Origin of the sequence: Allorhizobium borbori, assembly GCF_014196535.1 — a bacterium.
GTDB classification, from domain to species: Bacteria; Pseudomonadota; Alphaproteobacteria; order Rhizobiales; family Rhizobiaceae; genus Ectorhizobium; species Ectorhizobium borbori.
Window position 1 is genome coordinate 69,292 of the sequence record NZ_JACIDU010000013.1, and the last position, 12,200, is coordinate 81,491.

General features: G+C 61.9%; 10 protein-coding genes. 5 read left to right on the top strand and 5 right to left on the bottom strand.

Features of this window, described 5'->3' with window-relative positions; all coding sequences use genetic code 11:
• Nucleotides 1–69 precede the first annotated feature (69 nt).
• The 3 genes from GGQ66_RS15785 to GGQ66_RS15795 all read left to right on the top strand — a co-directional run bounded on the left by GGQ66_RS15785 (nt 70) and on the right by GGQ66_RS15795 (nt 3,911).
• Nucleotides 70–1,773, top strand: coding sequence for a GumC domain-containing protein (locus tag GGQ66_RS15785; protein WP_183793696.1), 1,704 nt, complete (start codon nt 70–72; stop codon nt 1,771–1,773).
• A gap of 81 nt (nt 1,774–1,854) precedes the next feature.
• Nucleotides 1,855–2,754: a bifunctional methylenetetrahydrofolate dehydrogenase/methenyltetrahydrofolate cyclohydrolase FolD gene (gene folD, locus GGQ66_RS15790; RefSeq protein WP_183793697.1), complete on the top strand. Its 900-nt coding sequence runs from the start codon at nt 1,855–1,857 to the stop codon at nt 2,752–2,754.
• A 53-nt stretch (nt 2,755–2,807) separates the two neighbouring features.
• Nucleotides 2,808–3,911 carry a metallophosphoesterase gene (locus tag GGQ66_RS15795; RefSeq protein ID WP_183793698.1) on the top strand — a complete coding sequence of 368 codons (1,104 nt, stop codon included), beginning with the start codon at nt 2,808–2,810 and terminating at the stop codon, nt 3,909–3,911.
• Between the two features lie 56 nt (nt 3,912–3,967).
• Here the strand turns inward: GGQ66_RS15795 and GGQ66_RS15800 are convergent, their stop codons facing one another.
• From GGQ66_RS15800 to GGQ66_RS15820, 5 genes are all read right to left on the bottom strand, one after another.
• Entirely contained in the window at nt 3,968–5,071 is a 1,104-nt protein-coding gene (locus GGQ66_RS15800) for an ABC transporter ATP-binding protein (RefSeq protein ID WP_183793699.1), read from the bottom strand.
• Between the two features lie 21 nt (nt 5,072–5,092).
• The gene (bglA, locus tag GGQ66_RS15805) at nt 5,093–6,739 is read right to left on the bottom strand and encodes a beta-galactosidase BglA (RefSeq protein ID WP_183793700.1); all 1,647 of its coding nucleotides are present in this window, start codon (nt 6,737–6,739) and stop codon (nt 5,093–5,095) included.
• 24 nt (nt 6,740–6,763) lie between these two features.
• Complete coding sequence (locus tag GGQ66_RS15810; protein WP_183793701.1) at nt 6,764–7,918, bottom strand: carbohydrate ABC transporter permease; 1,155 nt, start codon at nt 7,916–7,918, stop codon at nt 6,764–6,766.
• 1 nt (nt 7,919) lies between these two features.
• The gene (locus tag GGQ66_RS15815; RefSeq protein ID WP_183793702.1) at nt 7,920–8,930 is read right to left on the bottom strand and encodes a carbohydrate ABC transporter permease; all 1,011 of its coding nucleotides are present in this window, start codon (nt 8,928–8,930) and stop codon (nt 7,920–7,922) included.
• Nucleotides 8,931–8,993: 63 nt separating this feature from the next.
• Complete coding sequence (locus tag GGQ66_RS15820; protein WP_183793703.1) at nt 8,994–10,355, bottom strand: ABC transporter substrate-binding protein; 1,362 nt, start codon at nt 10,353–10,355, stop codon at nt 8,994–8,996.
• 285 nt (nt 10,356–10,640) lie between these two features.
• On the opposite strand from GGQ66_RS15820, the gene GGQ66_RS15825 reads away from it, so the two are divergent.
• Nucleotides 10,641–11,663: a LacI family DNA-binding transcriptional regulator gene (locus tag GGQ66_RS15825; protein ID WP_183793704.1), complete on the top strand. Its 1,023-nt coding sequence runs from the start codon at nt 10,641–10,643 to the stop codon at nt 11,661–11,663.
• A gap of 82 nt (nt 11,664–11,745) precedes the next feature.
• The gene (locus GGQ66_RS15830; protein ID WP_183793705.1) at nt 11,746–12,159 is read left to right on the top strand and encodes a hypothetical protein; all 414 of its coding nucleotides are present in this window, start codon (nt 11,746–11,748) and stop codon (nt 12,157–12,159) included.
• The last annotated feature ends 41 nt before the right edge of the window (nt 12,160–12,200 follow it).

The following is a 12,200-nucleotide window of genomic DNA, read 5'->3' on the forward strand; positions in this document are numbered from 1 at the left end:
CTCTGGATTCATCATGACCGTCGGCTGTGTCCGGCGGCGAATCCAGGCGGTAGGGTTATGCGGCATCCGGTGGACCAAGGCAGAATCGGCAGACACCCCGAAGAGGGGCGTTTATCGGCGCGTGCCCCGCGTGGTGCAGCGCGTCACTTCCAGCCGGCCAACACCGATGATGTGCGCTATCGTCCGGTGCGCGGACTTGCCTTTTCGCTGTTGTTTATTGGTGCAGCCATGCTGGGTGGCGCGGCCCTGCCGTTCGCGTTCGGCGAAATGTTTCCGCGTTCCTTCACGGCAACGGCCGTTCTCGGTTTGGAAAAGCATGAGGCCGTCAGCGCGATGGCGCAGCGCATGAAAGCGGGCGATACGCTCGAGCAGATCGTCCAGACGCTCGATCTGGCCCGCGAGCCCGCCTTGGTGGGGACGGCGCCCGGTCCGCTGGCCGTTGCCACCGATCTTCTGGCCGGCACGGAGCGTACGGCGGCCCGGCCCGCCATTGCCGTTCAACGCGCACTGGCCAGCACGCTGTCGCTCATGCCGGATAGCGCATCGGGGCAACTGTCGCTGGCCGTCACGACACCGGACGCCGTTCTTTCCGTGCGTATTGCCAATGCCTTCGCAACACATAGCATCGAACAAGCCGCCGCGCAGGCACTGGACGATTCCCTTGGATTGACCGCGGCCCGCAAGGCAGCCGAGGAGGCCGAACGGGCATTGAGCGACTTCACGGCTTCGCACGGCAGTTCCGATATTGACGAGGCATCCGGTCGCGCGGCCGAGATTGCCGCCCGTGATGCTGATATCGCGACGAAAGAGGCCGCTCTTGCGACCCTGAAAAGCGACAGCGCCCGTGTTACCGGATTGAAGATCACCGATGCGGTTTCCAGCCTTGCTGAACTCGGCATCGATGCGCCTGTCTTCGACGACACCCGCCAGAAATACATCACCGCCAAACTCGAACTCGATCGCATGGCCGCCGAACTCGGGCCCCGCCATCCGCGCCTGCTGGCTGCCCGCAGCGCCGCCGAAGACGCCCGTAACCGGTTACAGGATGCATTGCGCAAGCTGGATACGGCTTACAAGGACAAGGTGAAGGTCGCGACCCGGGCACTGGACGAGGCCAAGACGGTCCGCGCCAGACTGGATACAGGCGTGACAAACGATCAGGGCGACCTCGAAACGCTGGCGAGCCTGAAGCACGAGGCCGAGCGCCTGCGCGCCGACTATCTCGACAAGATGGATATCAGCACCGCGGCGCCTCGCCCACCCGCGCCGGCGCACCTCATTGCGCCTGCGCGGTTGGAGGCGGTCATTGCCAACGGTGCGTCGCCGCTCTTCGTGTCCATTGCCGGTGCTGGCATCGGTCTCCTGCTCGCCTTCACCTGGCTCTACGTCGCCGGCCGTGCCCGTGTCGATGAAGCCGATCCAGAAGACCATGAGTCCGAGGATGGTCTCTTCGCGGCGGAGCATCAGCTTGACCGATACCATCACCGTGAAGCGCCTGCTCGTCACCACGATGTTGAAGAGCGTTATGCAGCCTATACGACTGGCGACGAAGATGACGACTGGCTGCCGCCGCCGGCCCACAATGATGATCAACCGCTGGCGGAGCGCCTGCGCGCCGTTCTGCGGCGGAGCGCCGAAATGGATCAGCGCGAGGCGATGCGGGCGTCGGGATCGGATCGTCAGGCCGAACTTGAGGAAATCCGCCTGCGTATGGCTTCGCTGCGCAGCCGTGTTGAAGCCTACAATGCGCGGCGCGCTTCGGGCCGCCACTAAGACCTTGCATTTCGTGTCATTTGAGACCATAGGCGCTGCATAAGAGGGGTCCTGAAGCCCCAACCGCAGGAGAAAAAGCCCATGGCAACGATCATCGATGGCAAGACTATTTCGGCTTCGGTCATTGAGGCCGTAACGGCCGCTTCGGCGGCTCTGGAACAGGATACCGGCGTCAAGCCCGGTCTTGCCGTCATCATCGTGGGTGATGATCCGGCCAGCCACGCCTATGTCGGCGCCAAGGGGCGCATGGCCAAGCAGTGCGGGTTCCATTCGGTGCAGCACACACTGCCGGAAGAGACGACGCAGGAAGACCTGCTGAAGCTGGTGGCCGAACTGAATGCCGATGCGTCAATCCACGGCGTGCTGGTCCAGCTTCCGCTGCCCAAGCACTTCGACAGCGAAGCCGTGATCCAGTCCATTCTGCCGGAAAAGGATGTCGATGGTCTCCACGTCGTCAATGCCGGCAAGCTGGCGACCGGTGATCTTGAAACCGGCCTTATCTCCTGCACGCCGGCGGGCTCCATGCTCCTGGTGCGCACCGTCCACGGCGCGGATCTATCGGGCTTGAACGCCGTCGTCATCGGTCGCTCGAACCTGTTCGGCAAGCCGATGGGCCAGCTTCTGCTCAACGCCAATGCCACGGTGACCATGGCGCATTCCCGCACGAAGGACCTTGCCGGTATCTGCCGCACGGCGGATATTCTGGTTGCGGCTGTTGGTCGGCCTGAAATGGTCAAGGCGGATTGGGTGAAGCCCGGCGCGACGGTCATCGATGTCGGCATCAACCGCGTTCCCGCGCCTGAAAAGGGCGAGGGCAAGACCAAGCTGGTGGGCGATGTCGCCTATGCGGAAGCCTCTGCCGTTGCCGGCGCCATCACTCCGGTTCCCGGCGGCGTCGGCCCGATGACGATCGCCATGCTGATGGCCAATACGGTCATCGCCGCTGCGATGGCACTCGGTCGTCCGCGCCCGAAGTTTTGATGACCTGTTAAGCGCGACCCGTATATGCTCCCCGAAAAGCAGAAGGGGAGCCGATGGTTGCGCGACGACAATTCCTGAAATTCGGTCTTGGGGCTGGCGTGGCCGCGACATGGCCGGCCGTTGCCGCAACGGGGGCGGATCGACCGCCCGTCGATGTCACATTCCTCGTCATAAACGACGTTCATGCCTGCCGTATCGGCGACGGGCTCGGTCCCCATTGCCTCGATCAGGGCAAGACGGACGAGAATCTTCTTCGGCACATAAGGGCGCTGAACGGCCTCATCGAGCGCAAATGGCCCGCCGATATCGCCGGCAAGCCGAGCGGGTTGAGCGCGGCTGGCCAGCCGATCAGCCGCCCCGCCGGCGTCGTGGTGTGCGGCGATGTCACCGATTACGGCGGCGGACAGGCCCCCGATTTTCGCATCGGTCCGCAGATCCTGCAATTCTCGAGCCGCTATCAGGAAGGCAGTGGGCCGGAGCGTATCCACTATCCCGTCTATGTCGGGCTCGGAAACCACGATCTCGACATGGACGCCAAGCCCCCTCGGGTCGATCTCTACCGCGACCAGCTTCGCGACTATGTACAGGTGAACCACAAGCCGAGTGCCTTCTTCAAGGCGCCGGTGCCGGTCGACAATTACGATTCCGCCTCCGACAGCTATTCCTGGAACTGGGGTGGCCTGCACCTCGTGCAGGCGCATCGCTATATCGGCGATACCGAAAAGCACATGCCGAGCAATATCGACTGGCTGAAGCGCGATCTTCAGACCTACGCCGCCGACGGCCGCCCGGTCATCATCTTCCAGCATTACGGCTGGGACCCGTTCTCGACCGAGCGCTGGGATCCGGCCCGCAAGACCTTCGCGCCGGATGGGACCGGTCAGGCGCACTGGTGGACCGACGCAAGCCGCGAAGCATTGCTTTCGCTTCTCTCGGGCTACAACGTCGTCGGTCTGTTCCACGGCCATGAACATGATGTGCCGATGGCCTACAGGGTGGGCGCGCTCGATATCTTCAAGGCGAAGGCAGCCTATCTCGGCGGGTTCTGCCTCGTGCGCGTCACCAGCACGGCCATGGATGTCGCCATTGGCGAGGCCGTGGGCGATACAGGTGAGGTCACCTTCACCAACGCCTTTTCGAAGTCGCTGGCGGTCTGAAAAAACGGGCGGCCCGCAGGGCCGCCCATCGCAGGATCATGGTCTTGGGAGGAGGTTCATGATTTGCGGTAGCTGTGGCCATCCGCATCGAAGAGATGCAGCTTGGCGGGGTCGGCGGTGAAGGCGAGCGTCTGCCCCTTCACATCGCGCACGATGCCGGGAAGCTTGACGACAACGGGCTCGTCGCCCGCCAGTTCTTCCAGATGGAGCAGCGTCACTTCGCCGAGCGCCTCGACGATGCCGACGACGCCGGAGAAGAGGTTCTTTTCCCCTTCCGTCGCGATCCGCAAATCTTCGGGGCGGACGCCGAACCAGGCCTTCTTGCCGACGTGATCGCTGGGCGTGGCGACGTCGATGACGACTTCGCGGGTGCCTCCGGCAGAACCCAGCGAAACCGTCGTCCTTCGACCGGCCTCTGTGATCGTCACCGGTACGATGTTCATGGCCGGCGAGCCGATGAACTTCGCCACGAACAGGTTGGCCGGGCGCTCGTAAAGTTCGAGTGGTGCGCCGACCTGTTCGACGCGACCGGCAGACAAAACGACGATGCGATCGGCCAGCGTCATGGCTTCCACCTGATCGTGCGTCACATAGATCATCGTCGTATCGGGCATGGATTCGTTGAGCTTGGCAATCTCCAACCGGGTTGCGACGCGCAGCGCCGCATCAAGGTTCGAAAGCGGCTCATCGAACAGGAAGACCTTCGGATTGCGGCAGATGGCGCGACCGATGGCAACGCGCTGGCGCTGGCCGCCCGAAAGCGCCTTGGGCAAGCGCTCCAGATAGGCGGTCAGTTGCAGCTTCTCGGCGGCGGCCCGGACGCGGCGGTCGATCTCGGCCTTGTCCTCGCCGGCAATGCGCATGCCGAAGGCCATGTTGTCGTAGACCGTCATATGCGGATAGAGCGCATAGGACTGGAACACCATGGCGATGCCGCGCTTTGACGGCGGCACCTCGTTGACGCGCTCGCCCTCGATCTGCATCTCGCCGGAGGTGATGTCCTCCAGTCCGGCAATCATGCGCAGAAGCGTGGACTTGCCGCAGCCCGATGGCCCGACAAAGACGATGAACTCGCCCTTTTCGATCTGAAGATCGATGCCGTGCAGCACCTTCACGGGTCCGTAGGATTTGCGGATGTCCTTCAATACCAGCCCGGTCATGTCACCCTCCCTCTCTTTTTCTCACACATGCCGGGCGATGAAACCGCCCCAGGCCGGAAGTTCGACAATGCCGCCTTCCAGATTGCCGGCCAGCCCGTGGCCGGACAGAACGGTCCAGTCACCCGGCGGCAGGGCGGAGCGCTCCATCGTTTCACCCATGTTGAACAGGCAAAGAAGCTTGTCCTCGCCCTGGGTACGCGTGAAGGCCAGAACGTTGCCGGTTACGGGCAGGAAGCGAATTTCGCCCTTGGCAAGCACCGGCTGCGTTTTGCGGAAAGCGAGGAAGGTCCGGTAATGCTCCATGACAGAGCCCTGCGCGCCCTTCTGCCGGTCGACAGCGCGGGAAAGATGCTCGGTCGGCACCGGCAGCCAGGTCTTTTCCGCCGTGGAGAAGCCGCCATTCGGATTGTTGCCTTCCCACACCATTGGCGTGCGGCAGCCGTCACGGCCCTTGAATTCCGGCCAGAATTCGATGCCGTAGGGGTCCTGCAGGTCTTCGAAGGCGATCTCGGCTTCCGGCAGCGCCAGTTCCTCGCCCTCATAGATGCAGATCGAACCGCGCAGGCTCATCAGCACCGAGGCATAAAGCTTTGCGAAACCGTCGGTATCCTCGACACCGGCACCCCAGCGCGAGACGTGGCGCACGACGTCGTGGTTCGAAAACGCCCAGCAGGCCCAGCCTTCCGGCGCAGCGGCGGCGAAGGCGTGCAGCACTTCGGCCACCGTTACCGGCGTCGGACGTTCAGGCGCCAGGAATTCGAAGGCGTAGCACATGTGCATCTTGTCGCCGCCGGAGGTGTATTCTCCGACGATTTCAAGGCCGCGCTGGCTGTCGCCCACTTCACCCACGGCGGCAATCGCCGGGAACTCGTCCAGAACGGCGCGGAAGCGCTTCAGAAACGCGAGGTTTTCTGGCTGGTTCTTGTCGTAGAGGTGTTCCTGGAAGTTATAGGGGTTCACGGCCGGCGCGGTGTTTGCATTGCGTCGCTCGGGCGCCAGCGCCGGGTTGTCGCGCAGCTTGCGGTCGTGGAAGTAGAAGTTGATGGTGTCGAGACGGAACCCGTCCACGCCCCGCTTCAGCCAGAAGCGCGTGGCGTCCAGCACGGCGTCCTGAACCTCGGGGTTATGCAGGTTAAGGTCCGGCTGGGTCGTCAGGAAGTTGTGCAGGAAATACTGCATGCGACCGGGGTGCCACTGCCAGGCCGAACCGCCGAAAATGGACAGCCAGTTGTTGGGCGGCGTGCCGTCCGGCTTCGGATCGGACCAGACATACCAGTCCGCCTTGGCATTGTCGCGGCTGGACTGGCTTTCCCTGAACCACGGGTGATCGCTGGAGGTGTGCGAGATCACGAGGTCGATCATCACCCGGATGCCGAGCCGGTGGGCTTCGGCAATCAGCGCGTCGAAATCACCAAGCGTGCCGAAGATCGGATCGACGTCGCAGTAATCGGAAACGTCGTAGCCGAAGTCGCGCATGGGCGAGGTGAAGAAGGGCGAGATCCAGATGGCGTCGGCGCCCAGTTCCGCCACATGGGAGAGGCGGGCTGTAATGCCCTTGAGATCGCCGATGCCGTCGCCGTTCGAGTCCTGAAAGGAACGCGGGTAGATCTGGTAGATCACTGCGCCGCGCCACCAGTCCTTGTCGGCCGTCAGAATGGAAGTGGTCATGAAGCTTTTCCTATATGCGAATGGTCAACCGCCCTTCACCGACCCTGCCAGGAGGCCGCGCACGAGATAGCGCTGCAGGGCGAAGAAGACGAAGAGCGGAACGAGAATGGTGATGAAGGCGGAAGCGGTGAGGATTTCCCAATTGCCGCCGCGTGAACCGAGCAGCGCGTTCAGCGCCCCCGTCAGCACGAGCTGGTCCTTGGCTGTGCCGAGGAAGACCATGGCGATCAGAAGGTCGTTCCACACCCAGAGGAACTGGAAGATGGCAAAGGAGGCGAGTGCCGGGAAGGAGAGCGGCAACACGATCTTGATGAAGATCTCGAAATCGGTCGCGCCATCGACGCGGGCGGATTCGATGATTTCCTTGGGCAGGCCGGCAATGTAGTTGCGCAGCAGGTAGATGGCCAGCGGCATGCCGAAGGCGGTGTGCGCCAGCCAGATGCCGGCATAGGTCTTGGATGGCACGCCGAAGAACATGCCGATCTGGTTATACATCTTCAGAAGCGGGATGAGCGACATCTGTAGCGGCACGACGATGAGGCCGACCACGACGGCAATCAGGATGGCGCGTCCCGGAAACTCCATCCATGCCAGTGCATAGGCCGCGAAGGCGGCAATCAGGATGGGAATGATGGTGGCCGGGATCGTCACCGTCAGCGAATTGATGAACGCCTTGCCGATGCCCTCGGCATTCACCACCGTGCGATAGTTGTCGAGCGTGAAGGCTGGTGGCGTCATCACTGTCAGATAGACGCGTTTGCCGCGATCGCCCTCGAAGCTCGTCGCCTTGCGGTATTCATAGGTGCCGTCACCGAGGATCTTCAGCGTCTCGCCATTGCCGATATCGACAGCCTCGCCAGCCGGATAGGCGTTCGGTTCCTGAACGCGCGTGCCGAAGCCCGTCACGGTCTTGCCGCCATCGAACAGCGAACCGGCAATGACGAAGCCGGTGCCGTCCTGCTTCTGGGACGATGCATCGCCAAGGCGCACGGCTTCTGTCTGGGCCGAACCGGAAAAGGCGGTCCACCAGCCGGAAACGGTGATCTGGTCCTTGTCGCGCAGCGAGCTGACGAGGATGCCGAGCGTCGGCAGAAGCCAGAGGATTGCGATGACGAGCACCGCAGCATGGACGAAAAGGCGCGGGAAGCCGGTGCGGCGAATGGATTGGGCGATGTTCATCTCAATGGCCTCCGTTCTCGCGGTTTGCCTGGCGAATGTTCCAGACCATGATCGGCGTCACGGCGGCCATGATGACCAGCGCGATCACCGCCGCACGGCCACTGTCGCCGCCGCCGCGGAACATCCAGTCGAACATCAGGTTGGCCAGAACCATCGTGTCCCATTGGCCGTTGGTCATTGTCAGCACGATGTCGAACACCTTGAGAACGAGAATGGTGATGGTGGTCCACACCACGGCGATGGTGCCCCAGATCTGCGGCACCATGATCTTCCAGAAGATCTGCCAGCCATTGGCGCCGTCGATAACGGCGGCCTCGATGGTTTCTTCGGGAATGCCGCGGAGTGCAGCCGAGAGAATGACCATGGCAAAGCCGGTCTGAATCCAGATGAGGATCACCATCAGGGCGAAATTGTTCCAGAAGGGCAGGGCGATCCACACCTGCGGATCGCCGCCGAAAAAGGTCACGACGGCGTTGAGCAGGCCGATCTGGGTGCCGGTGCCGCGGTACTCATAGATGAATTTCCAGATGACCGAGGCGCCCACGAAGGAAATCGCCATGGGCATGAAGACGATGGACTTGGCGATGTTGCCCCACCAGATGCGGTCGGTGAGAACCGCGATCACAAGGCCGAGGAAGGTGCAGGCGGCGGGCACGACGGCAAGCCAAAGCACGTTGTTGAAGATCGACTGGCGGAATTCGCGGTCGAACAGCGCCCAGCGGTAGTTGTCTAACCCGACGAAAGTGGTGCCAGCCCGGTCGTAGAAGGAGAGGATGAGGGTCGCGATGACCGGATAGACCAGATAGATCGCGAGCAGGAGGAGGGCCGGGCCGAGAAACAGCCAGGGCCGGATGACCGAACGCCGGTTGAGATTGCGCGAGGCCGTCACGATATCGCGACCGCGCACCGGCAGCGCCATGTTGAGCAGACGGTCGGAGAGCCAGTAATAGGCCGCGCAGGCAAATACCCCTGCAATCATGATGCCGACGGCGGAAACGATCTGTCCTGCCATGTTCCTCCCCCTTGGAATAAGAAGGGGCGCGGCAAGCCACACCCCTCTGCCCGTTTCCGGTGCTTACTTCAGGCCGTCCCAGGCCTTCTGGATATCGGTGGCGACCGCCTCACCCGACTTGCCGCCCACGTAATCCACCATGCCGGTCCAGAAGGCGCCAGCGCCGATCTTGCCGGGCATCAGGTCGGAACCGTCGAAGCGGAACGAGGTCGCCGTCGTCAGGATCTCGCCTTCGCGGCGCATCGTGTCATTGGCATAGGCTTCCGGTTTCGCCGCCTTGTAGGGCGTCAGGAAGCTCGACTGCGCCATCCACACCTCATGCGCGATGGGCGTCTTGAGGAATTCGAGGAAGGCGCGTGCTGGCTTGGTGTCCTTGGTGAGCGACACCAGCGTGCCGGCACCGAGGACCGGTTTGCCAAGTTCGGGCTTCGACGCATAAGTCGGGAGGTAGAAGAAGTCGGCATCCGTGCCGAGCTTGGTGCCTTCCGGGAAGAAGGATGGCACGAAGGAAGCCTGACGGTGCATGTAGCACTTCGGCGGAATGCCGAAGAGGCCCTTCGGGCTGTCGCGGAAGTCGGTGGAGGCCACGGCCGCCACGCCGCCATCGACATACTTGCCGTTCTTGGCGAATTTGCCGAATTCCTCGATGGCAGCCACGACCTTGGGATCGTTGAACTTGATCTCGTTCGAAACCCACTTGTCGTAGGTTTCCGGCGTGTTGAGGCGCAGCATCAGGTCTTCCACCCAGTCGGTGGCCGGCCAGCCGGTCGCGCCGCCGGAACCGAGGCCGATGCACCATGGCGTGCTACCGTCCTTGACGATCTGGTCGGAGAGCTTGAACAGGTCCTCCATCGTCTCGGGAACCTTGTAACCCGCTTCCTCGAAGTTTTCCGGCACGTACCAGACCATCGACTTCAGGTCGGCCTTGTAGGGGAAGGCGAAATAGGCGCTCGCGCCATCCTTGCCCTTGTAGGTGCCGTAACCCACCCAGCTTTCGCCGGCGCCGTAATTGTCCTTCACCCACTTGGCGGTTTCATCGCCCAGCGGCACAAGGAAGCCCTTGGCAGCAAGGTCGGCATAAAGGCCGGGCTGCGGCAGGATGGCGATATCGGGCGGCGAACCGGCCTGCGTATCGATGACGATCTGCTGCTCGTAGTTTTCGGAGGAGGCATACTTCACGTTGATGCCGGTGGCATCGGCGAAATAGGCGAGAACGGACTGGAAAAGCACCTCGTCATCGCCACGCCAGGGGCCGAAAATATTCAGCGTCTGGCCCTTGAGGTCGCCATGCGCCTTCTTGAAGTCCTCGTAGCTGGCCCAGTTCAGGCGCTTGTCTTCACCCGGCTTGAATTTCAGTTCGGCTGCCGATGCCGTCGTGGCGAGAAGCGCAAGTGCAGCAGCGCCCGCACAAAGGTAAATCTTCATATGGATGACCTCCCAGTCGTTTTCCGTACTGTAACGTTACCGTAATTCACTTTTTACGCAATGTCTCCCGCTCAAAGCGCTTTGACATATTTATTCACATTCCTGTAGCATGGAAGTCAAGCCCTTTCGGACAGGGCCCGCCGGTCTTGCCCTCGTCCGGTGGGCTATGCTTGTTGCTTATTGTGAAGATTGGGCGGGATGATAGATAAATCCAGTCTGTGACAGTGCTTTGGCGCACTGAGTCGCAAGACGGCTGCACGGTCGGGTTGGGGGGAGAAAACAGCTATGAATCTGAAGCAGTTGTCGGAGATGCTCGGCCTGTCACAAACAACCGTCAGTCGTGCCCTGAACGGATTTCCGGAAGTGAGCGAGATTACCCGGCGACGGGTTCTGGAGGCTGCGGAAAAGACGGGTTATCGGCCCAACAAAGCCGCCCAGCGACTGGCGACGGGCCGTGCCCGTTCGCTCGGCCTTGTCATGCCCACCTCGCCGGACCACCATTTCGATGTTCACTTCGGCGAATTTGTAAGCGGTGTCGGCGAAATTTCGCTGAAGCACGATTTCCATTTCGTCATCATGCCCGCCGACCCGCGTGACGAGGAAAAAGCCATCCGGCGGCTCGCCTCTTCCGGCAGCGTTGACGGGTTCTATGTCGGCTATCTGCGCGCCAATGATCCGCGCATTGCCATGGCCCGGTCGCTCGGCCTGCCCTTCATTGCGCATGGCCGCTCGCTCGGTCTTCCGCTCGACTATCCGTTGCTCGACATCGACAATGAGGCCGTGTTCCGCGATGCCGTCGATCACATGCTCTCGCTCGGACATCGTCGCTTCGGCCTGATCAACGGTCCGGAGGAATATGACTTCGCCCTGCGGCGACGCAAGGGGGCGGAGGATCGTCTGGCCAAGGCTGGCATTATGCTCGATCCTGCTGTCTGCCTCGCTGTTCCCATGACCGATAGTGAAGGCTATCAGGCTATGAGCGCGCTTCTCGACCGACCGGAACGGCCGACGGCTGTGCTCTGTTCCTCGACCACGCAGGCGCTGGGGGCCGTGCGGGCCATCAATGCGCGGGGTCTGAAGCTCGGCCGTGACATTTCGCTGACCACCCATGATGATGATCTGCCGCTTCTCAAGCCCGAGAATTTCTCGATACCGCTGACCACCACACGCTCGTCGTTGCGTGCGGCCGGCATCCGCATCGCCGAACGCCTGATTGGCGTGATCGAGGGCGACAGGCACTATCCCGATCAGGAAATCTGGCGAGCGGAACTTATCGTGCGTGCCTCGACCGGACCTGCTCCGAATTGATACAAGTCTATTAAGGCTATGGCCAAACCCTCTGTTAAAAGCTGAATGCTATTGTCCCTGCGAAGAAAACGGGGAACAAGTAATGCGTAACGTAGGAGTGGTCGGCGGTCCGTCATACCTGAGCAAGGAAGAGTCTTTCATGTATGACCGCGAAGCGCGGTTTCCCATGCAGGACACCTGTAATGCTGCCCGAATTGAGTACACCGAAAAGGGCGTCATGCACATGGCGGCGCGTCGCTGCGACATCGTCCGCATCTCCCAAAGCGCGGCGATCCTGAGCCTGCTGACCCAATATCATGTGCCGCGCCAGTTCTATCTGGATCTCCCGGATGCCCGCATCAAGAAGATCGGTTGCGTCCTGATGAAGACCCTGCCGAAAAATCTGATCGAGGTGCGTTTCCTGCGGCAACTGTCCGACAAGGAGCTGAACCGCGTCTTCGTGTACAGCACGCATCCCGCCCACCGGAACCATGTTCTCGACGTGCGCGCATGGTAAGGGCTGGAAAGGCACGCAAGGAAAAAGCCGCCGGAGCGATA